Source organism: Micromonospora profundi, assembly GCF_011927785.1.
Classification (GTDB): Bacteria; Actinomycetota; Actinomycetes; order Mycobacteriales; family Micromonosporaceae; genus Micromonospora; species Micromonospora profundi.
Genome location: NZ_JAATJK010000001.1, coordinates 2866279 through 2892846, shown reverse-complemented (window position 1 = coordinate 2892846; position 26568 = coordinate 2866279). Strand labels below are relative to the sequence as shown.

25 protein-coding genes are annotated in these 26568 nt (G+C 70.7%); 11 read left to right on the top strand and 14 right to left on the bottom strand.

Features of this window, described 5'->3' with window-relative positions; genetic code table 11:
* Nucleotides 1-89: 89 nt before the first annotated feature.
* Entirely contained in the window at nt 90-791 is a 702-nt protein-coding gene (locus tag F4558_RS12815; RefSeq protein WP_167944224.1) for a TetR/AcrR family transcriptional regulator, read from the top strand.
* Between the two features lie 63 nt (nt 792-854).
* Here the strand turns inward: F4558_RS12815 and F4558_RS12810 are convergent, their stop codons facing one another.
* Nucleotides 855-1541 carry an NADPH-dependent F420 reductase gene (locus F4558_RS12810; protein WP_167944222.1) on the bottom strand — a complete coding sequence of 229 codons (687 nt, stop codon included), beginning with the start codon at nt 1539-1541 and terminating at the stop codon, nt 855-857.
* A 32-nt stretch (nt 1542-1573) separates the two neighbouring features.
* Nucleotides 1574-2605 (bottom strand): LLM class flavin-dependent oxidoreductase, encoded by a 1032-nt coding sequence (locus F4558_RS12805; RefSeq protein WP_167944220.1) that lies wholly within the window; start codon nt 2603-2605, stop codon nt 1574-1576.
* 98 nt (nt 2606-2703) lie between these two features.
* Here F4558_RS12805 and F4558_RS12800 point away from each other — a divergent pair, with 98 nt between their 5' ends.
* Nucleotides 2704-3189 carry a MarR family winged helix-turn-helix transcriptional regulator gene (locus tag F4558_RS12800; protein WP_167944218.1) on the top strand — a complete coding sequence of 162 codons (486 nt, stop codon included), beginning with the start codon at nt 2704-2706 and terminating at the stop codon, nt 3187-3189.
* A gap of 170 nt (nt 3190-3359) precedes the next feature.
* Nucleotides 3360-4040 (top strand): VOC family protein, encoded by a 681-nt coding sequence (locus F4558_RS12795; protein WP_245241312.1) that lies wholly within the window; start codon nt 3360-3362, stop codon nt 4038-4040.
* A 9-nt stretch (nt 4041-4049) separates the two neighbouring features.
* Here F4558_RS12795 and F4558_RS12790 read toward each other — a convergent pair whose 3' ends face one another.
* Complete coding sequence (locus tag F4558_RS12790) at nt 4050-5627, bottom strand: DUF6194 family protein (RefSeq protein ID WP_167944216.1); 1578 nt, start codon at nt 5625-5627, stop codon at nt 4050-4052.
* A gap of 55 nt (nt 5628-5682) precedes the next feature.
* On the opposite strand from F4558_RS12790, the gene F4558_RS12785 reads away from it, so the two are divergent.
* From F4558_RS12785 to F4558_RS12765, 5 genes are all read left to right on the top strand, one after another.
* A complete protein-coding gene (locus F4558_RS12785; RefSeq protein ID WP_167944214.1) occupies nt 5683-6411 on the top strand; it encodes a TioE family transcriptional regulator in 729 nt (242 codons plus the stop codon).
* A gap of 259 nt (nt 6412-6670) precedes the next feature.
* A complete protein-coding gene (locus tag F4558_RS12780; protein WP_053652920.1) occupies nt 6671-7396 on the top strand; it encodes a DUF1275 family protein in 726 nt (241 codons plus the stop codon).
* 145 nt (nt 7397-7541) lie between these two features.
* Nucleotides 7542-7967, top strand: coding sequence for a Fur family transcriptional regulator (locus F4558_RS12775; RefSeq protein ID WP_053652919.1), 426 nt, complete (start codon nt 7542-7544; stop codon nt 7965-7967).
* Between the two features lie 41 nt (nt 7968-8008).
* Entirely contained in the window at nt 8009-10285 is a 2277-nt protein-coding gene (katG, locus tag F4558_RS12770) for a catalase/peroxidase HPI (protein ID WP_167944212.1), read from the top strand.
* A 161-nt stretch (nt 10286-10446) separates the two neighbouring features.
* Nucleotides 10447-11061, top strand: coding sequence for a dihydrofolate reductase family protein (locus tag F4558_RS12765; protein ID WP_053652918.1), 615 nt, complete (start codon nt 10447-10449; stop codon nt 11059-11061).
* 120 nt (nt 11062-11181) lie between these two features.
* Here F4558_RS12765 and F4558_RS12760 read toward each other — a convergent pair whose 3' ends face one another.
* On the bottom strand, nt 11182-12546 hold the full coding sequence (locus tag F4558_RS12760) for an extracellular catalytic domain type 1 short-chain-length polyhydroxyalkanoate depolymerase (protein WP_167944210.1): 1365 nt from the start codon (nt 12544-12546) through the stop codon (nt 11182-11184).
* Nucleotides 12547-12822: 276 nt separating this feature from the next.
* On the opposite strand from F4558_RS12760, the gene F4558_RS12755 reads away from it, so the two are divergent.
* Entirely contained in the window at nt 12823-13839 is a 1017-nt protein-coding gene (locus F4558_RS12755) for a PaaX family transcriptional regulator (protein ID WP_167944208.1), read from the top strand.
* Between the two features lie 8 nt (nt 13840-13847).
* Here the strand turns inward: F4558_RS12755 and F4558_RS12750 are convergent, their stop codons facing one another.
* From F4558_RS12750 to F4558_RS12740, 3 genes are all read right to left on the bottom strand, one after another.
* A complete protein-coding gene (locus tag F4558_RS12750; RefSeq protein ID WP_167944206.1) occupies nt 13848-14219 on the bottom strand; it encodes an ArsR/SmtB family transcription factor in 372 nt (123 codons plus the stop codon).
* Between the two features lie 102 nt (nt 14220-14321).
* Nucleotides 14322-14645, bottom strand: a complete 324-nt coding sequence (locus F4558_RS12745; RefSeq protein WP_167944204.1) for a plasmid stabilization protein — start codon at nt 14643-14645, stop codon at nt 14322-14324.
* Between the two features lie 133 nt (nt 14646-14778).
* On the bottom strand, nt 14779-15804 hold the full coding sequence (locus F4558_RS12740; protein WP_167944202.1) for a helix-turn-helix transcriptional regulator: 1026 nt from the start codon (nt 15802-15804) through the stop codon (nt 14779-14781).
* A 63-nt stretch (nt 15805-15867) separates the two neighbouring features.
* Between F4558_RS12740 and F4558_RS12735 the strand changes: the two genes are divergently transcribed.
* A complete protein-coding gene (locus F4558_RS12735; RefSeq protein ID WP_312877325.1) occupies nt 15868-16485 on the top strand; it encodes a DinB family protein in 618 nt (205 codons plus the stop codon).
* A 102-nt stretch (nt 16486-16587) separates the two neighbouring features.
* Here the strand turns inward: F4558_RS12735 and F4558_RS12730 are convergent, their stop codons facing one another.
* From F4558_RS12730 to F4558_RS12705, 6 genes are all read right to left on the bottom strand, one after another.
* The gene (locus F4558_RS12730) at nt 16588-17646 is read right to left on the bottom strand and encodes a polysaccharide deacetylase family protein (protein WP_167944200.1); all 1059 of its coding nucleotides are present in this window, start codon (nt 17644-17646) and stop codon (nt 16588-16590) included.
* A 564-nt stretch (nt 17647-18210) separates the two neighbouring features.
* Nucleotides 18211-21429, bottom strand: coding sequence for an ATP-binding protein (locus tag F4558_RS12725; protein ID WP_312877324.1), 3219 nt, complete (start codon nt 21427-21429; stop codon nt 18211-18213).
* Nucleotides 21426-22130 carry a hypothetical protein gene (locus tag F4558_RS12720; RefSeq protein WP_167944198.1) on the bottom strand — a complete coding sequence of 235 codons (705 nt, stop codon included), beginning with the start codon at nt 22128-22130 and terminating at the stop codon, nt 21426-21428. The genes F4558_RS12725 and F4558_RS12720 overlap by 4 nt, the downstream gene beginning before the upstream one ends.
* On the bottom strand, nt 22127-23200 hold the full coding sequence (locus F4558_RS12715) for an endonuclease domain-containing protein (protein WP_167944196.1): 1074 nt from the start codon (nt 23198-23200) through the stop codon (nt 22127-22129). Before F4558_RS12715 ends, F4558_RS12720 begins: the two co-directional genes overlap by 4 nt.
* A 150-nt stretch (nt 23201-23350) precedes the next feature.
* Nucleotides 23351-24226 (bottom strand): LLM class flavin-dependent oxidoreductase, encoded by an 876-nt coding sequence (locus tag F4558_RS12710; protein ID WP_167944194.1) that lies wholly within the window; start codon nt 24224-24226, stop codon nt 23351-23353.
* A gap of 19 nt (nt 24227-24245) precedes the next feature.
* Nucleotides 24246-25265, bottom strand: coding sequence for an aldo/keto reductase (locus F4558_RS12705; protein WP_053652907.1), 1020 nt, complete (start codon nt 25263-25265; stop codon nt 24246-24248).
* A gap of 141 nt (nt 25266-25406) precedes the next feature.
* Between F4558_RS12705 and F4558_RS12700 the strand changes: the two genes are divergently transcribed.
* A complete protein-coding gene (locus F4558_RS12700; protein ID WP_370469132.1) occupies nt 25407-25994 on the top strand; it encodes a TetR/AcrR family transcriptional regulator in 588 nt (195 codons plus the stop codon).
* On the opposite strand, the gene F4558_RS12695 is transcribed toward F4558_RS12700, so the two are convergent.
* Complete coding sequence (locus tag F4558_RS12695) at nt 25984-26568, bottom strand: hypothetical protein (RefSeq protein WP_053652905.1); 585 nt, start codon at nt 26566-26568, stop codon at nt 25984-25986. The genes F4558_RS12700 and F4558_RS12695 overlap by 11 nt on opposite strands.

Below are 26568 nucleotides of genomic sequence, written 5' to 3'. Positions count from 1 at the left end.
GTACACCTCCTGGGAAACACTCTAGGTGTACGCCGTACACCAGTCAATGCGGTTATGGTTTCTACCGCTGCCGGAAGACGAGGACCGAGATGGCTGAGCAGGTGGAGACGCTGCGCCGGACGCCGCTGAGCAGGGATCGCATCCTGCGCGCCGCCGTCGCGCTCGCCGACGAGGCCGGCATCGAGTCCCTGAGCATGCGCAACCTCGCCAAGGATCTCGGCGTCGTGCCGATGGCCCTCTACAAGCACGTGGCCAACAAGGACGAGCTGCTCGACGGCATGATCGACGTGGTAGTCGCCGAGATCGACCCGCCGACGCCCGACGCCGAATGGAAGCAGACGGTCCGGGGGCGCATTCTGTCCGCGCGGCAGGCGCTGCTGCGCCACCCCTGGGCGCCGCTCGCCATCGACACGCGCAACATGGCGACGCCTGCAATCCTCGCGTACCTCGACTCGATGGTCGGCACGTTCCGGGCCGGCGGGTTCTCCGCCGACCTCACCCACCACGTCATGCACGCGATGGGCAGCCGCATCCTCGGCTTCAGCCAGGAGTTGTTCGACGACTCCCGGCGTGCCGGCCGGTCCGGCGCGATCGAGCCAGCACCGTCAGCAGCCCTGCCGCCGGAGGTCGCGGCCCGCTTCCCGCACCTCGCGGAGATCGCCACAGCGGCGTCGCACGACGACGGGTCGGTCGTCGGGCAGGGCTGCGACGACCAGTTCGAGTTCGAGTTCGCGCTGGACCTGCTGCTGGACGGCATCGAACGGCTGCACCGACAGGGCTGGACGTCGTAACGCCGCCCGCGCCGAGCCGGGACGGCCGCTGGCCGAGCGCGCTCAGGCGATGGAGGACGGCGCTCAGCGCGCCCGCGCCTCCGCGATGATCCGTCCCCGTTCCGACTCGGGGAAGCGGTCGAGCATGGCGCGTATCTCGTCGGCGCTCACGTTGGCGCCGAACAGTTCGCTACCCGGTTCGAGGCGTACGCCCTCGGCGAGGCCACCAGCGACGACCGGGTCGAAGCCCAGCGTGTCCACGAGGGAGGCGACCGTGGTGAGGTCGGCGGCGTCGTCGCCGGCGATGGCGATGGCCTTGCGGTCGGCCGCTCCCGCCGGCCGCGCCCCCTCCTCCAGGTCGTGGTAGCCCATGTGGTTGAACGCCTTGACGAGCCGCGAGCCGGACAGGAACGCCTGGACGGTCTCGCTGGACGAGGTGCCCGGGTCGGTGAGGTCGTCACGGATGCCGTCGACCTCCCACCAGTAGTTCATGGCGTCGACCACGAGCTTGCCTCGCAGCGCCTCGACGGGAAGGGCGCGGTACTTGCCAAGCGGGAGGGCGAGGACGACCAGGTCGGCGGCGGCCGCCGCGTCGACGGCTGTGGTGGCGACCGCTCCGGGCGTCAGCACCTCGACGGTGAGGGCGATCTTCTCCGGGTCGCCGGAGCCGGCGATGAGCACCCGGTAGCCGGCGGCGAGGGCGAGCCGGGCGATCACCGTGCCCACCTTGCCGGCGCCGAGCACAGCGAGGGTCTGGCCGTTGTCGTGCATGTCGTCCTCCGTTGTGCCGTCGAGCGGGCGGATCAGCTGGCCAGGATGTCGCGGACCATGGGGATCACCGTCGAGCCGTACAGTTCGACGGCCCGCATCCGGGCGCTCACCGGCTGCGCTCCCGCCGTGTAGATCAGGTCGAACCGGCCCACGCCGAGGCCGCGGATCGCAGCGGCCACCCGGCGGGCCACTGTCTGCGGCGAGCCGATGTAGAGGGAGCCGTGTTCCACCTCGGCGTCGAACTCGGCGCGGCGGATCGGCGGCCAGCCGCGCAGCGCGCCGATCCGGTTGCGCATGACCCGGTAGTGCGGCCAGTACAGCTCCTTGGCCTCTTCGTCGGTGTCGGCGATGAAGCCCGGCGAGTGCATCCCGACCGGGTGCGCGGTCGTGCCGAGTTGCTCCGCCGCCCGGCGGTAGAGGTCGGTGTAGGGCGCGAAGCGTTCGGGCGAGCCGCCGATGATGGCGAGCATCAGCGGCAGACCGTAGCGGGCGGTACGCACCACCGACTGCGGCGACCCGCCCACGCCGACCCAGGTGCTCAGGCGGCCCGACTCCGTCTTCGGGTAGACGTCGGCGTTGTCCAGTGGGGCACGCAGGGTGCCGCTCCAGGTGACCGGCTTCTCGTCCAGGAGCTTCACGAACAGCTCGATCTTCTCCTCGAACAGCGTGTCGTAGTCGCGCAGGTCGTAGCCGAAGAGGGGAAAGGACTCGGTGAACGAGCCCCGGCCCAGGATGACCTCGGCCCGGCCGTTCGACAGCGCGTCGACGGTGGCGAACCGCTGGAACACCCGGACGGGGTCGTCCGAACTCAGCACCGTCACGCCGGAGGCGAGCCGGATACGCGAGGTACGGGTGGCGATGCCGGCCAGCACGGTCTCCGGTGTCGACACCGAGTATTCCGGCCGGTGGTGCTCGCCGAGAGCGATGACGTCGACGCCCAACTCGTCCGCAAGCACCGCCTCGTCGACGACCTGCCGGATGGCGGCGGCGTGCGAGAGCGGCTTGCCGGAATCGTCCTCCGGTACGTCGCCGAAGGTGTCGAGCCCGAATTCGAGGTCAGACATCTGTGAACTCTCCCTTCGGCGGAGCCGTTGTCGACTCCCTGGTTGACGTGTCAACAGGTGCTAACTTTGCCATTGACACGTCAATTCCGGGGGAGCAGATGACGGAGGCCACACCCGAGCGGCGGCGCCAGCTACCGACCACTGACGAACTACGGATCTGGCGGAACTTCGTCGAGACGACCGCCGCGCTCAACTCCCAGCTCACGTCACGCCTCCAGGTCGAGTCCACGCTGTCACCGGGCGACTACGTCGTACTGCTCGCGCTGAGTGAGGCGCCGGACCAGCAGATGCGCTCCTCCGCACTCGCGTCCCACGTCGGGTGGGAGCGGAGCCGGCTCTCCCACCACCTGGGCCGGATGGAACGGCGCGGGCTCGTCAGCCGCCGCGAGTGCCCCACCGTTCCCCGAGGGTCGGAGGTGCGTCTCACGCCCAGCGGCGCGGAAGCCTTCCACCGGGCAACAGTCCCGCACCTGCGCGCCGTGCGTGACCTCTTCGTCGACGCTCTCACGCCGGACCAGCTCCGCGCTGCGGGCGAGATAGCGGCGGCGCTTCGCACGCACCTCGACGCGAGGCCCGAAGAGTGACCGCACGCCTCACTGAACGATAGGCAGGGTAGCCGCCGTCGAGGGCCGGCTCCGAAGATTCCACGGCCCGAAGCGACCGGGCCCCGCCCGCTCCGTCCCGTGGGCGGCCCGCCGGTTTCCGTCCCGGCGACCGGTCCGCCGTGGCGGGCCCGGCCCGCCGTGGGGTGCGCATGCGACACCGCCTACCGGGTACGCCGCTGCTCGACCCAGGGGAGGCCGCGATGTGCCCGAAGACCGCCCAGGCAGACGTGAGCGTGATGGCGAGCGTCGAGAGCATCGCCACGAAGCTTGAGGTGCTCGTCGTACCGGTGTCGGATGTCGACCGCGCGAAGGCGTTCTACGAACGCCTGGGATGGCGGCTCGACCGCACGCCGTCGGGCGTCGTCCAGTTCACCCCGCACGGCAGCGGCTGCTCGGTGCAGTTCGGCCCGGATCTCGCGGCGGCGGTGCCCGGCTCGTCAGTGGCGTACCTGGTCGTGTCCGACATCGCCGCCGCCCGCGACGCACTGGTCGCCGCGGGCGTCGAGGTGGGCGGCATCTTCCACGTCGGGCCGGACGGGCCGGTCGACGGAATCGATCCCGAGCGGCGCAGCTACGTCTCGCGGGCCTCGTTCCGCGACCCGGACGGCAACACCTGGCTGATGCAGGAGATCACGACAAGGCTGCCGGGGCGTGTCGAGGGCGGCTTGACGTCGTTCGGCTCGGTGAGCGACCTGGCGGGCGCGCTCCGGCGCGCGGCGGCCGCCCACGGCGAGCACGAGAAACGCACCGGTCAGCGGGACGACGACTGGCCCGACTGGTACGCGGCCTACATGGTGAGCGAGCAGTCGGGAGCCAGGCCGCCGGAGTGAGCCGCGCCGTCACCGCGCCCTGCGCGATGCGCGCTCGTGCCTGTCGACGGCTCGGGCGTGGGACACCGTGAGCAGTCGGTCGATCTCGGGCAGCATCTGCGGGCCGGGCATGACGATGCTTGCGAAACCGTGCAGCGCATAGCCGGGGTGCGGCACGACGGTGTCCAGCCTGGCGAAGTCGAAGCTGTCGCGGTGCGCCTCGAAGTCGCCGGGAGCGAAGCCGAACAGCCGCTCGAACTCGGCCCGGCCCAGCTCAAGGTTGAGCCGGAAGACGCCGGGTCGGTCGAGCTGCGAGGCTTCGTCGAAGCCGGGTACGTCGTGCTCGACGATCGTGGCGAACGGCTGGCGGCGGTCCGGGCCGACGTAGAAGAAGCGGTCGCCCCACGCGCCTTCCGGTGAGCCGTTCTCGGCTGTCGCGACGAACTGCTCGACGTCGGGCAACGCGAGAATCCGGTCGGCGAGCGTGGCAGGGTCGACGCCTGTCGGAATGTGCAGCACCCCGTCCGCGTGGGCGATCGTGGCCGCGTCGAGCGGGAAGTACCGGTAGTCGTGCGACCTCTTCTCGGCGGCCTCCACGTCGGCGGCGCGGACGTACCGGGGAAGGTCTGTTCCGTCCTGGAGTTTGCCCTCGTACGTCGAGGCGGGGGGCGCGTCGATGCCCAGCGTGGGGCTCGCGCCGAGGCTGCCGACGATCACCGCGTACCTGTCGCCGAGCAGCGCCCCGACGATCGCGCCGGCACCGAACCACTGCTGATCGGTCCCGGCCACTGTCATCGTGCCCGGGTCACGCTGGAGGTGCCTGTTGTGCGCGAAGACAAGCGTCGGCCCCCGGTGAGCCTCAACCTCCCGGATCGCGAGCAGGTTCTCGGCCATCAGCGCGTCCCGGACCTGTGCCAGGCGGGCGAAGCGGGCGTCCTGCGGGAGCGGCGCGGCGGCCTCGGCGTGGTAGCGCAGCAGGGCGAGCGTGCTTGTCGCCCACACCCGCGCCGCCTGCCAACCCTCGGGCCGCTGGGCTGCCCGCAGGTGCAGCTCGGTCAGCAGGTCGTCGGCGATCACCCGCAGCCGCTGGGCATCGGCGGATCGCCCGATCGACCTGCCCTGCTCCCAGATCGCGGCAGGGTCGCTCCACTGGGCGTCGGCACCGATCAGATCGTCGATCTCGGCGAACCGGTCCGAGCCGAGATAGTCACAGACCTGGGCGAGGTGCCGTCTCGGGCTCGGCGCGTGGTCCATCTCCAGCGGGGCGTCGAAGCCGTGGAACGTCAGGCGCTCGGAGGCCGGCCGGCCCGTGTTCCACTCCCGCATCCACAGCAGCAGGTCACGGTTGGCCGGGGCCGAGCCGAAACCGTGGCTGAACCCCTCGGCGAGCGCGCTGTCGAGCGTCACGCCTGCGTCGCCCCGGACGAAGTCGTCGGCGGTCAGCCCCGCCGCGCGGTCGCTCTCCAGTGCGATTGACCGGTAGCCGCGCTCGACAAGCGACGCGAAGACCTCGTTGCGTATCTGGAGGAAGGCGGATTCGCCGTGTGTGGGCTCGCCGAGCGCGAGCAGGTCCGGCGGTACGGCAGGCAGGTCCAGCGAGAACGTCATTCCATCAACCGTATCGTTGAACCACCCTTTGAAACTTTCGAGCGATCGAGCACTAATGACACAGGCAAAACCCTCAAACGCGGGGGTACGTCGACCGATCGACCTCGCGCGGACGTACGGCCTCTCCGCGCAGGCCGTACGCAACTACGAGCGAGACGGTGTCCTGCCGCCTGCGCAGCGCAGCCCGAGCGGCTACCGCCGGTTCACCGAGGCGCACGCCAAGGCGCTGGGCGCCTACCTCGCGCTCATCCCCGGCCACGGTTACGCGGCCGGTGGCGAGATCATGCGCGCGGTCAACCGGGGCGAGATCGACGCGGCGTTGCGGGTCATCGACCGGGGCCACGCCCTGTTGCAACGTGACCGGGAGACGCTGGACGCTGTCGAGGAGGCCGTTCCGCTTCTCGTCGGGGTCGAGCGCGGGCCGCAGGGCCGCGCAGCCGTGCCGATCAGCGTGCTGGCGCACCGGCTCGGCGTACGACCGGCGACAGTGCGCAAGTGGGAGCGCGCCGGACTTCTCCAGCCGGTGCGCGACCCGGTGACCGGCCACCGCCGCTACTCGCCGGACGACGTCCGCGACGCCGAACTCGCCCACCTGCTGCGCCGCGGTGGCTACCGCCTCGACCACATCGCGGGCGTGGTGCGTCAGGTGCGCGAGGCAGGCGGCACCGAACCGCTCGCCGCGTCACTGCGCCAGTGGCGGCACCGGCTCACCGAACGCGGCAGGGCGATGCTCACCGGCGCGGCCCGGCTCGCCGAATATCTCGACAGCGGCACCGGCACCTGACGTCGGTACGCCTGGTCGAACGGGACGTCAGCGTCGGGTGCTCGCCGACGCTGCCGGTCGCTCCCCGAGGCCAGGGCGATCAGCATCACGATCAGCGCCCAGGTGTGAGCCCGCCGGGAATGCCGACGGGGAAGGCGCACAGGCCGGTGAGAGTCAACCGCTTGTGGGCGGTGCGCGAAGCGGGCAAAAACTGACTCTCTGCTCTCTATGCTGCATTGGGTAAAGCGAGGTCGATACCTCACGGAACAGTGGAGAACCGATGGCCAGCACTGGATCTGGACAGCCAGCGCGCCCACCGGGCCAGGCCGATCCGCAGGATGCCTACGGCGAGTTCCGCTATCCGATTCTGGTCCTGGCGGTGACCACCACCACCGCCGGTTTCCTCGACTCCTTCGCGTTCCTCCGCTACGGCTCCTTCGTCGCCAACCAGTCCGGCAACGTCCTCTTCATCGGCGTCGGCGCGGCTGGCCGCCAACCGGCCTGGCCGGCCGCGTTGGCCTCGCTTGTGGCGTTCGGCATCGGGGCCGGGCTGGTGGCGCGACTGCGGGCGACAGGCACTGTCCGCACGTCGGCGGCCCGCGGCATCGCCGCCGTCGTGGTCGCCACCGCGGCGTGGTCGGCCGTCAACGTCCTGCTCGAGTACGGCCGCTCCGGCCCGCAGTCCCGGGCGGCGCTCGCTGCCCTCGGTGGCCTGGCCATGGGTTCCCTGGCGACCCTGTTCGTGCGCACGGCCGGGGTCGCCACCACCATCACGTACCAGTCGGGAACCGTCGCCAAGACCGGAGAGCGGATCGTCGGCTGGATCGCCGGCCCCGGAAACAGCCGGTCGCAGGCCCGGAAAGGTTCGCTGCTCGGCCTGCTGACGCTCGCCGCCTACGCCGTCGGCGGCGCGCTCGGCACGCTGGCGCAGCAGTGGCCCCTCTGGGTGCCGGTCTGGGCGACGCTGGTCCTGGCGGCTGTCGCGCTGGCGCTGCGCCGTCGCTGAGCACGGGCGGCTGGAGTTTCCCTCGATACGGCAATGCCGAGGTGCCCCTGCCGTAACCTGGGTGGCCGGTGATGTGGGGCAAGTCGGGCCGCCGCAGCCGGCCATAAACTTGATTTATTCCAAACTAGCGGGCTAAGGTCTGCACGTGACGTCCGACATCGAGGCCCAGCTGCGAGCGGTCTCGCTGCGCGTGACCCGGCCCCGGGTGGCCGTGCTCGCGGCGCTGCGGGATCACCCGCACGTCGACACCGACACGGTGATCGCGCTCGTCCGGGCGGACCACCCCACGATCTCGCATCAGGCGGTGTACGACGTGTTGCGCGCGCTTACCGACACCGGTCTGGTGCGCCGCATCCAACCGGCCCGAGCGACCGCCCGCTACGAGTCGCGGGTGGGGGACAACCACCACCATGTCGTGTGCCGCTCCTGCGGTGCGATCGCCGACGTCGAGTGCGCTGTCGGCCACGCTCCCTGTCTCACCGCCTCCAACGACCACGGTTTCGTGGTCGAGGAGGCGGAGGTCGTCTACTGGGGCGTCTGCCCCAGCTGCGCGACCGAACGCACCTCCTAGTGATCCGCCAGTTCGGAATCCGTCAGTTCGGAAGGAAGTACATGAGCGACACCCAGGACAACCGCCCTGTCAGCCCGCAGGGCGTGGACGAGAAGGCGGCCGCCGGCTGCCCCGTGGCGCACGACTCCGTGACCGCCCACGGCAGTGAGAGCGAGAACCCGGCGATCGACTCGCCGACCCCCAAGACCGGTGGTCGTCCGCGTTCCAACCGGGACTGGTGGCCCAACCAGCTCGACCTTTCGGTGCTGCACGCCCACTCGTCAAAGGGCAACCCGCTGGGAGAGGACTTCAGCTACGCCAAGGAGTTCGCCAGGCTCGACGTCGAGGCCCTCAAGCGGGACATCACCGAGGTCCTCACCACGTCGCAGGACTGGTGGCCGGCCGACTTCGGCCACTACGGCGGCCTGATGATCCGGATGAGCTGGCACGCCGCGGGCACCTACCGCATCGAGGACGGCCGCGGTGGCGCCGGCGACGGTGGCCAGCGGTTCGCCCCGCTCAACAGCTGGCCGGACAACGCCAACCTGGACAAGGCCCGCCGGCTGCTCTGGCCGGTCAAGCAGAAGTACGGCCAGAAGATCTCCTGGGCCGACCTGCTGGTGCTCGCCGGCAACGTGTCCCTGGAGTCGATGGGCTTCAAGACCTTCGGCTTCGGCTTCGGCCGTGAGGACGTCTGGGAGCCGGAGGAGATCTTCTGGGGTCCCGAGGACGCCTGGCTCGGCGACGAGCGCTACGCCTCCGAGAAGGAGATGGTGGCCGGCGTCGGCGCGACCGAGATGGGTCTGATCTACGTCAACCCGGAGGGCCCGCGCGGCAACGCCGACCCGCTGGCGGCGGCGCACTTCATCCGCGAGACGTTCCGCCGGATGGCGATGAACGACGAGGAGACCGTCGCCCTCATCGCCGGTGGCCACACCTTCGGCAAGACCCACGGCGCCGGTGTCGCCGACAACCACGTCGGCCCCGAGCCCGAGGGCGCCCCCCTGGAGGCGCAGGGCCTGGGCTGGCTGAGCACGTACGGCAGCGGCAAGGGCGGGGACACGATCACCAGCGGCCTCGAGGTGACCTGGACCGACCGTCCGACCGAGTGGAGCAACCGCTTCTTCGAGATCCTCTTCGGCTACGAGTGGGAGCTCACCACGAGCCCCGGCGGTGCGAAGCAGTGGGTCGCCAAGGACGCCGAGGCGATCATCCCGGACGCCCACGACCCGTCGAAGAAGCACAAGCCGACGATGCTCACGACCGACCTGTCGCTGCGCGTCGACCCGGCCTACGAGAAGATCTCGCGCCGCTTCCTGGAGAACCCCGACGAGTTCGCGCTGGCGTTCGCCAAGGCGTGGTACAAGCTGCTGCACCGTGACATGGGTCCGGTGGACCGCTTCCTCGGGCCGTGGGTTCCGGAGGCCCAGCTGTGGCAGGACCCGGTGCCGGCCGTCGACCACGAGCTCGTGGGTGACGCCGACATCGCGGCGCTCAAGGCGAAGGTGCTGGAGTCCGGCCTCACGACCGCCCAGCTGATCTCGACCGCGTGGGCCTCGGCCGCCACCTTCCGCTACACCGACAAGCGCGGTGGCGCCAACGGTGCCCGGATCCGCCTCGAGCCGCAGCGCAACTGGGAGGTCAACCAGCCGGAGCAGCTCGCGACGGTCCTGGAGACTCTGGAAGGCATCCAGCGGGACTTCAACTCCGCCGGTGGCGCGAAGATCTCGCTCGCGGACCTGATCGTGCTCGCCGGCTCGGCCGCTGTCGAGAAGGCGGCGCGCGACGCCGGTGTCGAGGTGACAGTGCCGTTCCGGCCGGGTCGCACCGACGCCACCCAGGAGCAGACCGACGTCGAGTCCTTCCGGGTTCTCGAGCCGCGCGCGGACGGGTTCCGCAACTACCTGCGCCCCGGCGAGAAGACCCAGCCGGAGGTGCTGCTCATCGACCGCGCCTACATGCTCAACCTGACCGCGCCCGAGATGACCGTCCTGGTCGGCGGCCTGCGCGCTCTCGGTAACAACGTGGGCGGTGCGCAGCACGGTGTCCTCACCGACCGGCCGGGCGTGCTCACCAACGACTTCTTCGCCAACCTGCTCTCCCCGGGCACCCGGTGGAAGGCGTCGGAGTCCGAGGAGCACGTGTACGAGATCCGGGACCTGGCGACCGACAAGGTGAAGTGGACCGCTACCGCTGTCGACCTCATCTTCGGCTCCAACTCCCAGCTGCGTGCCCTCGCCGAGGTCTACGCCAGCCAGGACGCGCGTGACAAGTTCGTGAACGACTTCGTCGCGGCCTGGACGAAGGTCATGGAGCTCGACAGGTTCGACGTGGCCTGATCACTGCCTCAACCGACGAGCCTCGGTCGATCCTCAGGGGATCGACCGGGGCTCGTTCGTCGTTGCGGCGCGCCGCCGTGACGGGGCCGTGGTGGACAGGCGAGTTTGGGATGCTGTGCCGGTCTACGTGCCGACATCACCCGACTCGAAGGAGCACCGCGATGGCGAAGGTCATCTCCACATTGTTCATCTCGGCCGACGGGGTGGCCGAGATCGACCCCGACTGGCATTTCCCCTACTTCGACGAGAACATGGGCCGTGCCGTCGGCGAGGACTACGACACCTCCGACGTGTTGCTCATCGGCCGCGAGACGTACGACAGTTTCGCCGGTGCCTGGCCCGACCGTGAGGCCGCGGGCGGGGAGGACGCCGGTTTCGCCAAGCAGCTCGGCGACGTCCGCAAGGTGGTCGTCTCGCGTCAGCCGCTGGAGTTCACCTGGCGCAACTCGGAACTCGTCCAGGGCGACCTGGTCGACGCGGTCACCGAGCTGAAGGCCGATGCCGGCATCAGGGGCATCCTCATCCCCGGTTCGATCTCCGTGGTGCAGCAGCTGCTCGCCGCCGGCCTCGTCGACGAGCTGCGCCTGCTTGTGCACCCGGTGGCGGCGCGCAAGGGTCGCCGGCTGTTCGACGAGGGCGAGACGCCGTACCACTTGAAGGTCACGGCGACCGAGGTCTTCCCGACCGGCGTGCTCCGCGTGATCTACGCGCCGACCGGGGCTCCCGCCCCTGTCGGCTACGACGAGGTCACCGACCAGGTCCCCAGCGGCGAATAGCCCGGCCGGGGCGAATGGTTTCGCTCCGCGCGGGACCGGCGCGTCGTGCCGGTCGGACCGCGACGGCCGGTACTCCGGGGATGTACGCCGGCCGACGCCACCCCCGGAGTACCGCCGTCCTCAGGCGAGTGTGCAGGACGCGCCGTTGAGGGTGAACGAGCTGGGCCGTGCGGTGTTACCTGTGTGCGTGGCCTGGAAGCCGATGGTGATCGATCCGTTGGCGGGGATTGTGGCGTTGTAGTTGAGGTTTCTGGCCGCCACCTGCCCCGAGGTGGGGGAGTAGGAGGCGTTCCAGCCGGAGGTGATGGTCTGCCCGCTCGGCAGAGCGAAGGCCAGGGACCAGCCGTTGATGGCGCTGCTGCCGCTGTTGGTGATGGTGATGTTCTCCGTCAGCCCGTTGTTCCAGGCGTTGACTGCCACTGTCACACCGCAGCCGCTGGCCGGCGGCGGGGTCGTCGGCGGCGGAGTCGTCGGGGGCGGGGTGGTCGGCGGCGGGGTCGTCGGGGGCGGGGTGGTCGGCGGCGGCGTGGTCGGAGGCGGCGTGGTCGGCGGGTTGGTCAGGCCGAAGAACGCGAGGGCGGCTGCGGCCATGCCGGCGCTGGGCAGGCTGTGCCCCGCGCCCTGGATGCTGTACGCCTCGACCTGGACGGTGCCGCCGCTGTCGGCGTACCGGCGGCGGTTCCAGTTGGCTTGCGGCGTGTCGGTGGAGGTGGGTGTCTGGCTGAGCCCGAACACGTTCGTCCACTGCTCGATCGTCTCCTGGAGCAGCGAGTACGGAACGAGCGTGTCGGCGGTGCCGTGCCACAACTGCACCCGGGGGCGAGGGCCGGAGTAGCCGGGGTACGCCTGGCGGACCGCGTCGCCCCACTGCTGCGGAGTGCGGTTCATGTTGCCGCCGGTGCACTGGCTGGCCCCGGGCGGGTAGTCCGCCGCGTTGGCGAAGCAGTTGAAGGGCACGCCCATGAAGGCGGCGCCGGCCTTGAACACGTCGGGGTAGAGCGCGAGCATGTGGTTGGTCATCATGCCGCCGGACGAACTGCCAGTGGCGTACACCCGGTTGGGGTCTCCGCCGTACTGCTGCTGCACGTAACGGATCATGGAGATGATCGACACCGGGTCGCTGCCGCCGCCACGGCGCTTGGCGGCGTCGGACCAGGTGTCGAAGCAGTTGCCGAACCCGGCCTGCTGGGTGGCGCTCGGGTAGATCACGACGTATCCGTACCGGTCGGCCAGGCTCGCGAACTCGCTGCCGGAGTAGAAGCCGGGGCCGGACCCGCCGCAGCCGTGCATGGCCACCACGATCGCCGGGTTGGCGGGGCGGTTGTCCGGCACGTAGACGTGCATGCGCATCCGGCCGGGGTTGTCGCCGAAGCTTGTCACCTCGGTCAGCGACGCGGCGTACGCGGGCTGGAACGCGGGGATCACCAGACCGATCGCGGCCACTGACGCAGTGAGGGCGAGCAGCAGTTTTCTTCTGATTCTCACGGGGGACGACTCCTTCGATCAGCTGTGCGGCTGAGGATCGGGCATGCGCGCTCGGATGGCGGGTGTGCCCAACTGCCCGCGGTGATCGCGCATCGCCTACAACGTGTGCTCGCCCTGTGCCCGGCTCGGTGCGGCATCGCAATGCAGATAGTGTCGTCTCCGGACCGAGAAGTGTCAATCGACGTACCTCGATCACGTGCAGGCCTCGGAATCCCCGGCCCGCCGCCGGTCCGTCTACAGTCGGTGGACCGTTCCTGAGCAGAGCCCGGAGTGCCTGTGACGAGTCCGTTCAACATCGAGGAGATCTATCCGGACGATGGGGAGCACTCGCTCCGGATGCCCCGGCGGCAGGCCGGCAGCTCACCGCAGGGCGTGGCGGTGACCCTGCTGGCGGACTACACGCTGCGGGCACGCGCCGCGCTCCCGTCCGCGGCCATCGTCGCGCTGCTCGCCGAGTCGGGCGTGACGACGGCCGGTGCCCGTGCCGCGATCAGCAGGCTGGCCCGTCGGGGAGTCCTGGAGGGCAGCCGGCAGGGACGACACAGCTCCTACCGGCTCACCCAGGCCGCCGCCATCAACCTCTCCGTCGGCGGACACTGGATCCTCACCTCCACCACCGCCGCCGAGCCCTGGGACGGATGCTGGACGACAGTCGCCTTCTCACTGCCCCAGGACCGCGGCACGCAACGAAGGGCCCTGCGGGGCCAGCTCCGCTGGCTGGGGTACGCGCCGCTGTACGACGGGCTGTGGATCTCCCCGTACGAGTTGACGCCGAGGGCCCAGGCGCGACTCGTACAGCTCACCCTGGGTGCCGTCACTGTGTTCCGTGGACGGCAGATCGCGCTCGACGCGGACAGCCAGCGCGCTCTCATCGACGCGTGGGACATCGACGCGATCAGCGGGCACTACGAGGAGTTCCTTCAGCGATGGGCGCCACTGGTGCCGCAGGTGCGATCCGGGGAGGTCGACGGCGCGGCGGCGGTGCGGGCGCGTACCGAAATCATGAACACCTACCGGCGCTTTCCCATCCTCGACCCGCAGTTGCCCCGGGACCTCCTGCCGACCGGTTGGCTCCGGCAGCCGGCCCGGGAGGTGTTCGCCGCCGTCTACGACGGTCTCGCCGACCCGGCGCAGCGGCACGTGCGTGCGGTCGTCGGGCGGTTCACCGACAGCGTGGATCCCGGCATCTCGGCGCACACCACAGCCGACCTGCTCGCCGGGGTGCATGGCGACGCGGGCTGGATCCCCCCGGCCCGACGCGAACCGCCCCCGCATCGGCGGACGGCTGTGTAGCGTCGGCGTCAGCGGGTCTTCTTCGTCGGCCGCTTGCGAGGCGGCGTCAGGAGGTCGGCGATCGCCGCGATCGCGGACGGCACGATGCGGTAGTACGCCCAGACGCCACGCTTCTCCCGCTCGATCAGGCCGGCCTCGGTGAGGATCCGCAGGTGATGGCTCACTGTCGGCTGGGACAGGTTGAGCGGCGCGGTCAGGTCGGTGACCGACGCTTCGCCCTCCGGCGCGGACTGGATCAGGCTGAGCAGCCGCAGGCGAGCCGGGTCGGCGAACGCTTTCAGCACGCCCGCGAGTCGCTCGGCATCGGCGCGCTTGATCGGCTCGCCAGCGAGCGGCGAGATGACAGGCATAGAAGTCTCTGCAGTTCCCACGTCATGCATCGTTCCACCAAGAGTCTCGCCAGACGGGCGGAACCGGACACTTCCCCGATCCAGTGTTGTCGGTATTCGGCCACCGTGAACCGATGTCACGACTAAGCCCCGCTATTTCGACAGCGCCCGCTCCAGCTCCGCCTTCGACATCGACGAGCGGCCCTTGATGCCGCGCTGCCGTGCCTCGTTGTACAACTGCTCCTTGGTGCGACCCTTGGCGCCGGTGTGCGAGCGCTTCCCACCGCGATGCCCGGACGACACGTCGGCCACTGATGACCGGCTCACCGTGCGGGCTTCGCCCGAGCGGGCCCTCTCCTTGTTCACCGTACGGGCGGCGATCTCCTTCGCCCGGCCGGTCGAGACGCCGCGCTTCTCCGCGCTCTCCTTGATGTGCTCGTACTGCCGTTCTCGCTTGGGGCTTGATCCTGCTGGCATCTGGTCCTCCCGCAGTCATCGTCGGGTGGGGACGCGGGTCGGCGCGTCACGGGCGTCACGCGCTCCCGGTTGTCGATGCCATGGTGCCCCCGCGTCCGAAGGATCAAACGGGTAGGCAACGGGCGATACGTCCTCAGGCGAGCGAAGTGCCGGCCGTGCGCTTCCGGTCGCCGACGGTCCTACACCGGGCCACCCCCCGGCCCGCGTCGGCGTAGCGGAGGGCGAGCCGGGCGAAGGCGTCGCTGAGCTCGGGCGGCCCGACCACCTCGATGTCGGCGTCGAACCTGCCGAGGGTCGCGGCCAACCCCGTCCACGACCAGGAGCTGGCCACGACGCGGCAGCGGCCCGGGCCGAGGTGCTCGACCACGCCGTCGCTGAGGTAGGGGGTGACGGCCTCGGCGGGAAGGTCGAGGATCACCTCCCCCCGGCACGGCCAACCGTCGTACCCCTGGAAGCGGCTGACGACGAAGGCGCTCACGTCCCCGCCGGGTAGTTCGCGGGGCGTGAAGCGAGGCCCGGTGGGCGTCCGCGGGCTGATCCGGTCGACCCGGAACGTCCTCCAGTCGTCGCGGTCGAGGTCCCAGGCCACGAGGTACCAGCGCCCACCCCAGGTGACGACGTGGTGGGGTTGCACCTGACGCGGCGGGATGTCGGTGCCGGGCGCCGGCGGGTGGGCCGGGGCGTAGTCGAAGCGCAGCACCTCGCGAGCGTGCACGGCTGTGCTGAGGGTCAGGAGTACGCCGCTGTCGGCCTGCGGCTTCGGTCGGCCCGACCGCTCGACGGCGCTGAGCTGCAGGGCCTCGATGCGGTGGCGCAGCCGCCCGGGCATGACCTGCCGGACGGTGGTCAGCGCACGCGCTGCCGCCTCCTCGATGCCGGCGCCGGCCGTGGTGGCGATCTGGAGTGCGACGGTGACGGCGATGGCCTGCTCGTCGTCGAAGAGCAGGGGCGGCAATCGGGTGCCCGCGCCGAGCCGGTACCCGCCCTCGGGGCCCTTGCTGGCCACTATGGGATAGCCGAGCTCGCGCAGGCGGTCGACGTCCCGACGGATGGTGCGCGGGCTGACGGCCAGCCGCTCTGCCAGCAGCGCGCCGGGCCAGTCCCGACGCGCCTGAAGGAGTGAGAGCAGCGACAGCAGTCGAGCTGAGGTCTTCGGCACAGCTTCCGATGATGTCAGGAGAAGAGGACACAACCTGACCGCTTCGGCTGCGATCGTCGTCTCGTGCCCGACACCGCGAACGACCGGAAGGACCTCGTCACCATGACCGCCACGACCACCCCGACCGCAGCCCTCGACCAGGAACGCGCCGAACTGCTCGACCAGCTCGCAGGCGCCCGTCTCGCCCTGATCAACACGACGCGCGACCTCACCGACGAGCAGGCCGGCGAGCGTCCCACGGTCAGCGCCCTGTGCCTGGGAGGTCTGATCAAACACGTCGCGTCAATGGAGGACACCTGGATGCGCTTCGTGGTCGAGGGCCCCTCGGCGATGAGCTACGAGCTGCCCGAGGGCGTCACCTGGGACGACATGACGGCCGGCGCCGCCCGGGAGTTTCCGCAGTGGGCGATCGACCACCAGAACGATCTGCGGATGCTGCCCGGCGACACGCTCGCCGGGGTCGTCGACCGCTACCGGCAGGTGGCCGACCGGAGTGCGGAGATCATCGCTGCCGTGCCCGACCTGTCGGCCCGGCAGCCGCTCCCGGAGGCGCCCTGGCACGAGCCGGGTACGGCGTACAGCGTGCGACGGGTGCTGGCGCACCTCATCGCCGAGACCGCCCAGCACGCCGGACACGCGGACATCCTGCGCGAGGCGCTCGACGGCCGGACGTCCTCGTGACGCCGGCTCTCGGCCACTGAGGATCGTGGCCCGACGACGGTAGCTCGATGAGGGGTCCTGCGGGGCGTCCGCCGCCCGCCCCGCAGGACCAGGGCCAGAAGGTCAGCCCGCGGTGCAGGAGCGGATCTGCGGTCGGGCGCTGCTGTTGCCGTTGAACATCGTGGTGAAGCCGAACGTGGCGCCGCTGCCGTTGGAGCGCACCGTCATGACGTTGCCGCTGCTGTCCCAGCTGGCGCTGCCGTTCCAGACGCTGGAAACCTTCTGCGGCGCGGTGAGGGCGACGACAACGGTCCAGGTGCCGGCACCGCTGACGGTCACCGACGTGTTGTACCTGTCACCCCAGACGTTCGTGGTGGTCGCCGCCGCCGTGCAGGTGCCGCCGGCCGGCGGTGGTGTCGTGCTGGGCGGTGGTGTCGTGCCGGGCGGCGGGGTGGTGCCGGGTGGGGGAGTGGTGCCGTCGGGCGCTACCGCGCGTCCGGTTGACGGCGAGATCATGCCGGGGCAGAGGTTGCGGCTCGTGAGGTTGGCCATGATCTGACCGATGGCGTCCCGGGTGTTCTGGATCCCGTCGTGCATGAGGATGACCTGGCCGGCCTGGAGGCGACTGGCGTTGGCCACGATCTGGCTGACGCTGGCACCGTTCCAGTCCTGGGAATCCACGTCCCAGATCACCTGTCGCATGCCGAGCGACGAGGCGACGGACTGGAGGGTCGAGTTGGTCTCGCCGTACGGGGGCCGGAACAGATTCGGCTGGACGCCGGTCGCGGACTGGATCGCAGAGTTGGTCTGGGACAGGTCGGACTGCATCTGCGACTGGCTCATCGAGGTCATGTGGGCGTGGTTCCAGCTGTGGTTGCCGATCCACATGCCGGCGGCCACCTGGGCCTGCGCCGCGGACCTGTTGTTCTGGACGTTCTGGCCGACGTTGAACATCGTGGCCCGTACGCCGTTGGCGCGCAGCACGTTCAGCAGCGCGCTGGTGCTGCCGGTCGGCCCGTCGTCGAAGGTGAGCCCGACGTAGCCGTTGCAGGTGGCGGCGCTGGACGGGGTGGCGGTGGCCGCGATGACGACGCCGCACGCCGCGACGGCCGTGGCGACGACGGACAGCAGGGCTCGGAGTCGTTTCGACCGTACGAGCGTCTGGACAGGGACAGTGCTCATCTGGTGCCCCTTCTACCGGGCCGGGTTGTGCGGTGGCGCGCGTACTCCGGCCGTCCGGGTGGTGGTGGGGAGACCGATCGAAACCCGACGAAGCGGGATCGCATCGACCGCAATGGATCGGAGTATTGCAGCGGGAATTCCGACGCGTCAACAACTTCCGGAAGCTCTCCGGAAGCGCTGGCAACCGTCCGTCCACCCGGGGCTCGACGTCATACGTGTACCTGGTCTCCGCAGGCAAAGGTCGATCATGGGGTCGGACGCGACCTCCGGATGCCGAGATCCGGAAATTCATCGGAACTATCGGCCTCGATTCGATCGCCTGACCATGTGCGCTGCGGGTCGGGGCATCACTGTGGGTGGCACCGACGGGGGCGGCGGCAACCGACCACGCCGCCACCCACCGGAGGTGGCGAGGCCCAACGGCAGCGGCAACAACTTCGGCGTCACCATCGGGGCCAACGGCCACTGGACCTGGCCGTCGGTCTCCTGTAGCGCGAGCTGACCCTCGTACTCTCGGATCGGCTCTGTGGCGCGGCGGCTCACGGCCGCCGCGCCACGCTGCCGTCACGGCCTGCCAGCGTGCGGATCACCCGCCGGGCGGGCGCGGGCGACGACCTCCTCGGGAGTCAGCGGCGCCTTCGGATGATGCGTGAGGCACAGCGGGGTGCGGACCTTGACGAACGAGAACCCCTCCCCGGCCACGTAGAACTCGCCGCTGCTCAACAGGCCGATGTCGGGCAGCCGTCCGCCCTTGGCCTCGGCCAACTGGCGAGCGGCGTCGATCTGCGCGGGCGCGTTGAGCAGCCCGAAGAACTGCGTCGTCGCGTTGCCGGAGATCTGGTTGTGCAGACCCTTGGGCGCCTGGGTGGCGAAGACCAACCCGAGCCCGTACTTGCGGGCCTGCGAGGCGAGCGCGATGGAGCTGGCCGTGCAGGCCGTGTTGCCGGTCGACGGGGCGAGCGTCTGTGCCTCGTCCATCACGAAGAGGCCGCCCAACGGACGGTCACCCGCCGGGTGCCGCTTGACCCAGGCGAAGAGCGCCATCTGCAACTGGTTGACGAAGCTCTGACGTTCCTGGTCGGAGGTGAGGCCGACGAAGCTGATGACCGAGACCCGTGCCCGCCGGCCCGGCGACGGCGTCAACAGCAACCCCGGGTCGGCCGGCGCGCCGATCCCGCCGAAGAGCGGGTCGGTGACCATCGCCGCCTTGAGCGTCTCGGCCAACTCCTGGGCGAGCTTGTCGGCCCGCGTCAGACGGCTGACCCCCTCGGGCAGCTCGGCGAGGAACTCGGTGAATCCGTGCAGGCCGACCATGCCGCTGCGCGCGTACGCCTGGAGGGCCTCGGTGAGCACGGCCTTGCCCTGCTGCGCCAGCTTGGTGGGCCGGTCGACGCCGGCCCGCGGCGCGAGGGCCTCCACGGCGGACCGGATCGCCTGGTCGAACTCGTCGGGCCACTCACGCAGCGATGTGAAGTCGGGCAGCGGTTGGAAACTCAGCGGCCGGCCGGCGGTGACCCGGGGCGTCCACACCACCACCTCGGTGTGGGCGAGATAGTCGTCGGCTCGCTCGGCGTCACCGGGGCTCCAGCCGCTCGGTGCCTCGGGCCACGCGTCGCCGAGCCGGGCGAGGTCGTTGTTGGGGTCGAGCACGATCGAGGAGACACCCTGCCGGGCGCACTCCTCGACGAGCCGGCGGATCAGCACGGTCTTACCGGAACCCGAGCCGGCGAACACGACGGCGTGCCGGCGCAGCGACTCCAGATCCACCGCGAACGGCTTGCCACCCTGGACGGTCCGCCCCAAGCCGATCGACCGCCCGTCGGCGACGACCGCCGGGTCGGGCGAATCGGTGGTGACCGGCGCGGTCGCGTCGGCCGTCGTCTCGTCGGTGCCGTCGTCGAGGTGCCCCTGCGGCGAACCTTCCGTGCTGGAGGCCGCGTGGTCAGCCCCCGGCAAGAACCTCCGGAACAGACCCGTGCCGCTGGCCGGGCGGCGGGTGAGCAGCCACTCCTGCAGGACCGCGGACGGCTCGCCCGCCAACACCCGCAGCGCCGCGAAGACCCGCAGGTCCGCCTCCGTCACCGCGCACCGAACGCCGCCGGCCGCGTCGAAGGCGGTCAACACCTCCGTCGTACGCTTGCCCGTCGGCCACGGGCCGTTACGCAGCAGCACCAGTCGCCGTTGCGGCAGGTCCCGGTCCAATCCGGCCATTGTGCACGCGGCCTTGACCCGCGCGGTGACCGCGATCGCGTTGGAGTGTGCGATGGCCCGGAAGCACCAGTGCGCCTCGTTCTCGGTCGCCTCGTCGAGCACCTCGATCAACCGCCCGTGCAGGGCGGGCTTGCGACTGGGCGGCGGATCGTACTTGTAGGCGGCACCCGTCGGCGCCTGCTCGGCGATCCAGGCGGCCAGCCCGGCCGCGAGCAATGGTGGCATCCGCTCGTCCTCGGTGGCCGCGGCGAGCGCGGCCGAAACGTCCGCCGCGTCGACCAGTTCGGCGAAGCGGGCGTCCAGTTCGCGCAGCTTCTGCTCGTCGGCGGCCTGGTCACTGGTCCGGCCGGGCACGACGGCCGGAGTCGCCGCCGTGTCGGCGCCGTCGATGAGCCGGTCGAGTTCGGTGACCTCGTCGCGGTCGCGGCACCAGGCGACGTGGCGGTCCACCCGCCGCAGCAAGGCGCGTGGTGTCAGGGTCGGCGCGTCGGCGAAGGCGGCGGGGTCGATCGGCCAGGTCGGGTGCGGCGGGACGAAGCGCGGTCCCGCGAACGCGTCGGTGAGCCGCTTGGCCACGATGGCCAGGCCGATCTCGGCAGTGGGTATCCGATCCGGCAGAGTCGCCTGCCGGAACCGGTCACTGACCGGCGTGGGCGCGCTGCGCGTCAGCAACTCCCAGGTGTCGGGCAGGCAGGAGACGACGACCAGTGTCCGACGGGTGACGTCACGGAGCTTGAGCAGGCCGTCGGCGATCGGCCCGACCACCCTCGCCTGGGCGTCCTCCAGCCCGGCGTGCTGTTCCCACAGGGAGGTGCTGCTCTGGGCGAACAGCGTGTCGAGCTGGTCCACGGCGATGACCGTCGGGTCCAACGTCAGGGCCATCAGCCGGGAGATGTCCTGCACGATCTGCTGCGGGGTCCGCAGCGCGGTGCTCAGCCCCCACGCCGCCCGCGCTTGCGGGTCGCCCGGCTCGGAGATCAGGTGGGCGTAACCCACGTCCTGCGCCTCGAAGTCGATGGCGCCGTGCAGGACCAGCGCCCGCGCGGTGTCCTGGCAGTCCCGTCCGACCTCCCGGTCACGGGTGCGCAGCCCTCGGATGAAGGTGTCAAGGTGTTCCCGGGTCACCGGCCGGGTCCCAGCGATCGCGTCCCGGACCTCGACCGGCAGGCCGAGTTGGGCGGTGAGCCGGCGCAGGAAGGTACGTAGCTGGGTGCCCCAGCCGATCGCGTCGCGACCCATGCCCTCCACCAGGGCCAGGGCGACGCTCTCCCAGAACGTCTTGCCGCTGACCATGTCCACCAGGAAGAAGTAGCCGCCGTCGCGCTGGACGCGTTCACGAACCGCGCCGAGCAGGTGCGTCTTGCCGGCGCCCGCGCGGCCCTGCATGGCCACCCCGAGCGGCACCGTCGTGTCGTCCGTGCGCGCCCGTCCCACCCCGCGCAGGATCTCCGCGACCACCTTCTCGTGCAACTCCGGGACGTTGTGCGGGCTGGCCCGCCAGACGTCGTCGGGGGTGACCGCCGGGTTGAGACTCACCGCCTCCAGGGCGGCGCGCTGCTCGTCGGAGATCACGCCGGGCCGATCGCCAGGGCGTGGTTGTCCTCGTTGCCGATCCGCACTGCCGCGGCGCGGTCGCGCGAGGTGAGCGACTTGGTGTTGGCCACCGGAATGATGCGGACGTCCTCCTGGCCGACCATCGCCCGCAACGTCGCGTCCAGGGCGGTCCGGTCGGTGTCGGCGAGCCGGTCCCGAATGTCGGCGAGGCCGACCCAGGCCCCCGGCGCCGCTGCCAGTTCCCGGTACGCCTCGCGCACCAGCGCCTGTACGTCAGCGGCGGCCGCATCCGGCGTGGCGGCGGGTTGTGGCGTGCTGACGGGGGGTTCCGGCGTGCTGGCGGCCGGACCCGCGCCGTCGGTTTGCTTGAAGAAGTCGCCGTGGCTGACCCGGAGCCGGTCCAGCGAGCGGTGCAGGTTGGCGAGGACGGTGAGCAGGGACCGCGTCGCCGAGCCCGCTCCCTTGGGCGGCGCGGCGGTGTGCAGCTGGCGGGCGACCCGCCAGCCCTCGTCGGTCAGCTCGTGGGCGAACGGCCGGTGCCCCCTGTCGGTCTCGACCAGGCCCAGGTCGATGAGCCGCTTGTTGTCCTTGCCGGTAAGGGAGAAGCCGGCCAGCTCACGTAGCTCGACGTTGGTGAGTCGGCGCGCCTCGACCATCAGCACCACGAGGGCGTTGATCTGGTTCGACGTCAGGCTCGGTACGTCCGCCGGGCTCGTCATGATGTCTCATCTCCAAGGGGATGCGTGCCGTCCGTGCGTCGGCGGGCCAGCAGACGACGGATCCCGTCGACCACCGCCGCTACGTCGGACAGCACCTGTTCATTGGTGAAGCGGAGCACGCTCAGCCCGAGCAGGTGCAGCCGAACGTCCCTCCGCCGATCGTTGGCGAAAGCGATTCGCCCTCGATGCTCCGGGCCGTCCACCTCGACCGCAAGACCTTCGGCGGGCCAAAAGAGATCCAGACGGTACGCCTCGCCGAGCGGATGCGGATCGAAGATCTGATTCCACCGCCGCCCACGCGCCCACCGGTGTGACGCGAGGGCGCGTTCGAGTGCCTGCTCGGCTGGGCTGTCGCCGCGTGGCACACCAGCGATCGGCGGCCAGGCCAGCAACGTGGGCTCCGGTGGGCCGACCACGTCGGGAATCCGACTGCTCGGGTCGGCCAGCTCGGCGAAGCGCGCCGGCACCGTCACCGGCACGGAACGGACCCGGTCCGCGTGCCGCATCGCGGTGCCGGTCAGCCACACCGTGAAGCCGCCGTGGCGCACCAGCCACTCGGCGGCGGCCACGAGCGTCCGTTCGGCGTCCGGGTCCAACTCGGGCACGGTGACGAGAAGGACGCACTCCGTGCGGTCGTACGCCTCGGCGATCACCCGGGCGAGCCCGGCGGCGCGTACCTCCGCCGGAAAGCGGAGCCGGTCGCCGGGCTGCCGGGCACCGCGTGTCGCGCGTTCGGCCAGGTCGATCAGGAACGGGCCGAAGTGCCGCGACCGGGCGGCGGTGCGGGCCGCCAGCGAGCGGGCCGCCGCCGCGCTCAGCTCGCCCTGACCGTCCAAGCCGGCCGCATCCGGCAACCAGTTGGGAAACATCGCGAGCGCCACGCTGTCCAACTGGTCGAGCAGGGTGCTCACCAGGTCACCCAGCGGACCCACGGCCACGGGCCGGTAGTGCACGACGGCCGGTGCGCCCGGGGGCAGCGGGTCGAGCGCTACCCGCAGCAGTTCGGGGTCGACGGCCGGCAGGTGGCTGACGCGTCGGGGCGGCGCCACGGCCCACCAGGTCGACGTCATCGGGCTGCGGCACCGTAATGCCGGCGGCTGCCCCCGTGCGTCCCGCAAGGCCCGACATCGGGCCGTGTGGGGTGCGCCATGCTGGCACCTTACGACAGTGATCGGCCCGGCCACCGTCCCGGGACACCACCTTCCGGTGAACTCCGGGTGCTAGCCGGCCGGGGTGATGAGCCGCTCGCTGACCCACTGCGCAACATGCGCGGGGTATGGCGCCGCCAGCCCCAGAACGATGTGCGAGAACCCGGCGCCCATCGCCGTGCGGATCGCCTCCAGGGTCGTGTCGGGCTCGTCGTAGGAGACCTGGAGGACCATGGATCGCCTGATCGACGCGGGGTCGCGACCGATCTCGGCGCAGTAGCGGTCCAACAGTGCGCTCCGGTGCACGGCGTCGTCGATGTCGCCGCCCGGGATGTTCCACAGGTCGGCGTGCTCGGCGACCACGCGCAGGACCGGCGCGGACCGTCCACCGATGAGGATCGGAGGGTGGGGACGCTGGACCGGCTTGGGGTTGCCGAAGGCGCCCGTGAGATCGACGTACGTGCCATGGAAGTCGAAAGGTTCCGCCTCGGTCCACAGGCGCCGGATGACGGTGCAGGCTTCCGCGAGGCTTCCCACCGAGTGGGCGAAGTCGTGGAAGGGCAACCCGTGCGCCGCGTACTCGCGCCGGGCCAGCGGATGACCGGGCCGTGAACCTCCGCCGATACCGAAGTCCAGCCGCCCGCCGGAGACCACGTCGACGGTCGTGGCGATTTTGGCGAGCATCGCGGGCGGCCGGAAGCGGTTGCTTGTCACCAGCAGACCGAGGCGCAGGCGCCGGGTCTGCGCGGCGAGGGCCGAGAGCAGTGTCCAGCCCTCGTACGTCGGCCCGCTGGGGTCGCCGGCGATCGGCATCAGGTGATCGAAGAGCCAGGCGTGCTCGATGTTCGGGATCGCGTCCGCCTCGCGCCAGACCCGCAGGACGTCCTGGTAGTCGACCTGCGACGGAGCGGTCATGATCCCGAACAGCGTTCGGTGTCCATGGTGCATGTGTGGCCTCCTCTCGGTGTCAGCGACGCCGCAGTGCCGGGTCGAGCAGGGCGGGCGGGGTGTCGAACTTCTCGTGGGCGGCCAGGTCGACGCCGGGAGCGACGATCGCATCGATGGCGTCGAGCACGTCGCCGGAAAGCACGGTGTCCGCCGCGGCGAGCTGGGAACGCAGATGGTCCGTGGTGCGGGGGCCGATGATCGCGCTGGTCACGGCCCGGTGCGCGGTGACGAAACCGAGCGCCAGCTGGATCATGGTGAGGCCGGCGTCGTCGGCGACCTTGGCCAGCTGCTCGACGGCGTTCATCCTGGCCTGGTTGGCCGGGATGCCGAGGTCGAAGCGTTCCGGCAGGATCGTCGAGCGGCTGGTGGTGATCTCCTGTCCGGCCCGGACCGCGCCGGACAGCCAGCCCGACGCCAGAGGGCTCCAGGCCAGCACGCCGAGGCCGTACTGCTCGGTGACCGGCAGGACGTGGGTCTCGATCCCGCGCTGGAGGATCGAGTAGCTGGGCTGCTCGGTGACGTACCGGCTGAGGTGGTGTTCCCGGGCGGCCCACTCGGCCTGCACGATGCGGTACGCGGGGAAGGTCGAGGAGCCGAAGTAGCGGATCTTGCCGGCCCGCTGGAGGTCGGTCAGAGCCGACAGGGTCTCCTCGTCGCTGGTGGTCGGGTCCCACCTGTGGATCTGGTAGAGGTCGACGTGGTCGACGCCGAGGCGCCGCAGGCTGTTGTCCAGCTCGGTGACCAGCCAGCGGCGTGAGCTGCCCTGATGGTTGCGCTCGTCGCCCATCGGCATGCCCGCCTTCGTGGCGAGCACGATGTCGTCGCGACGGCCGGCGATGGCCCTGCCGACCAGTTCCTCCGACTCGCCCAGGCTGTACCAGTCGGCGGTGTCGATGAGGTTGATGCCCGCCTCCAGGGCGGCGTCGACGATTGCTGTTGTCTCCTCCTGGGTGGTTCGTCCGATCTTGCCGAAGTTCATGGCGCCCAACGAGAGCGTGCTGACCTGGACGCCGGTGCGACCCAAGGTGCGGTATTGCATGACTGTTCCTCCATGTGGCAGGGGTGTGTTGGCCGCGGCCCACCTGATCTGGCAGACTGGGCAAGCGGAACCAGGTTCCGGTAACGAATATACGGAACCCGGTTCCGTTTGCCAAGTCGTAGTGACCGAAGGAGCGGCGCAGTGGCCGACATCGAGAGCGGATCAGCGCGTCCGGCACCCCGGAAACGGGCCGACGCGCGGCGCAATGAGGCGACCCTGCTGGACGCCGCCGCCTCGGCCTTCATCGCCTCCGGCGTCGACGTGCCCGTCCGCGAGATCGCCACCAGGGCCGGGGTCGGTGTGGGCACGATCTACCGGCACTTCCCGACGCGCGCCGACCTCATCGTGGCCGTCTACCGACACCAGGTCGAGGCGTGCGCCGAGGCCGGGCCCGCCCTGTTGGCAAGCAGCAGCACGCCGTACGCGGCGCTGACGCAGTGGATCGACCTCTTCGTCGACTTCCTCGTCACCAAGCACGGCCTCGCCGAGGCGTTGCAATCCGACAACGCCGCCTTCCAGACGCTGCACGCCTATTTCATCGACCGGCTGGTGCCCGTGTGTGCCGAACTGCTCTCCGCTGCCTCAGCGGCCGGCGAGATCCGCCCCGACGTGGGCGCCCTCGTACTGCTGCGGGGTGTAGGCAACCTCTGCATCGGCGCGGACGACCCCCGCTACGACGCCCGCCGCATGGTCGGCATCCTCATCGCCGGGCTGCGGGTTACCGGGTAGAGGACCGTCCGCGTCGGGCGAGCCCACGGAGGACCAGATAGGCGGCCCCTCCGGCCAGCACCCACGGCGCGGTGACGATGATCGGGTCGAGCGGGTGGTGCACCCGGTCCACGCGCTTGCCGCGCAGACGCGAGGAGAGCCCGTGCCGGGTGAACTCGCTCAGGACACCGGTCTCGGCCACCAGGTTGTCGGGGCGACGGGTCAGGAACGACGCGACAGTGCTCTCCGCAGCGTCCACCCGGTCCGCCGCGAGCAGGAGCAGCCAGTGCGCCGCTCGCCCCTCGCTGTACCGACGGTAGGAGTACCGGCGGATCACCCCGGAGAGCCCCTTGGGAGGGCACGAGGTGCCGAAGACCGGGGTGAGGAACTTGTGCTCGATCGACCTCTCCCGCGGCCACTTCTCGGGCTGCCGCTCGGGGAACTCCCAGTGCGCGCCGTTGAGGTTCGGATCGAACTGCTCCTTCGGCACCGAGGGCCGGTCCTTCGGGTCGAGGTCCACGCCCCACCCGGGGATACGGGCGCGCAGCTCGTCGCTGGATTCGGCCAGTTTCGGCTTGTCCGCTGTGTACGGCAT

What these genes read in the sequence shown, in the direction of transcription:
- F4558_RS12815 (WP_167944224.1), top strand. Translation starts at nt 90, where the DNA reads ATGGCTGAGCAGGTGGAGACGCTGCGCCGGACGCCGCTGAGCAGGGAT.
- F4558_RS12810 (WP_167944222.1), bottom strand. Translation starts at nt 1,541, where the DNA reads ATGCACGACAACGGCCAGACCCTCGCTGTGCTCGGCGCCGGCAAGGTG.
- F4558_RS12805 (WP_167944220.1), bottom strand. Translation starts at nt 2,605, where the DNA reads ATGTCTGACCTCGAATTCGGGCTCGACACCTTCGGCGACGTACCGGAG.
- F4558_RS12800 (WP_167944218.1), top strand. Translation starts at nt 2,704, where the DNA reads ATGACGGAGGCCACACCCGAGCGGCGGCGCCAGCTACCGACCACTGAC.
- F4558_RS12795 (WP_245241312.1), top strand. Translation starts at nt 3,360, where the DNA reads ATGCGACACCGCCTACCGGGTACGCCGCTGCTCGACCCAGGGGAGGCC.
- F4558_RS12790 (WP_167944216.1), bottom strand. Translation starts at nt 5,627, where the DNA reads ATGACGTTCTCGCTGGACCTGCCTGCCGTACCGCCGGACCTGCTCGCG.
- F4558_RS12785 (WP_167944214.1), top strand. Translation starts at nt 5,683, where the DNA reads ATGACACAGGCAAAACCCTCAAACGCGGGGGTACGTCGACCGATCGAC.
- F4558_RS12780 (WP_053652920.1), top strand. Translation starts at nt 6,671, where the DNA reads ATGGCCAGCACTGGATCTGGACAGCCAGCGCGCCCACCGGGCCAGGCC.
- katG (WP_167944212.1), top strand. Translation starts at nt 8,009, where the DNA reads ATGAGCGACACCCAGGACAACCGCCCTGTCAGCCCGCAGGGCGTGGAC.
- F4558_RS12765 (WP_053652918.1), top strand. Translation starts at nt 10,447, where the DNA reads ATGGCGAAGGTCATCTCCACATTGTTCATCTCGGCCGACGGGGTGGCC.
- F4558_RS12750 (WP_167944206.1), bottom strand. Translation starts at nt 14,219, where the DNA reads ATGCATGACGTGGGAACTGCAGAGACTTCTATGCCTGTCATCTCGCCG.
- F4558_RS12745 (WP_167944204.1), bottom strand. Translation starts at nt 14,645, where the DNA reads ATGCCAGCAGGATCAAGCCCCAAGCGAGAACGGCAGTACGAGCACATC.
- F4558_RS12730 (WP_167944200.1), bottom strand. Translation starts at nt 17,646, where the DNA reads ATGAGCACTGTCCCTGTCCAGACGCTCGTACGGTCGAAACGACTCCGA.
- F4558_RS12720 (WP_167944198.1), bottom strand. Translation starts at nt 22,130, where the DNA reads ATGACGAGCCCGGCGGACGTACCGAGCCTGACGTCGAACCAGATCAAC.
- F4558_RS12715 (WP_167944196.1), bottom strand. Translation starts at nt 23,200, where the DNA reads ATGACGTCGACCTGGTGGGCCGTGGCGCCGCCCCGACGCGTCAGCCAC.
- F4558_RS12710 (WP_167944194.1), bottom strand. Translation starts at nt 24,226, where the DNA reads ATGCACCATGGACACCGAACGCTGTTCGGGATCATGACCGCTCCGTCG.
- F4558_RS12705 (WP_053652907.1), bottom strand. Translation starts at nt 25,265, where the DNA reads ATGCAATACCGCACCTTGGGTCGCACCGGCGTCCAGGTCAGCACGCTC.
- F4558_RS12695 (WP_053652905.1), bottom strand. Translation starts at nt 26,568, where the DNA reads ATGCCGTACACAGCGGACAAGCCGAAACTGGCCGAATCCAGCGACGAG.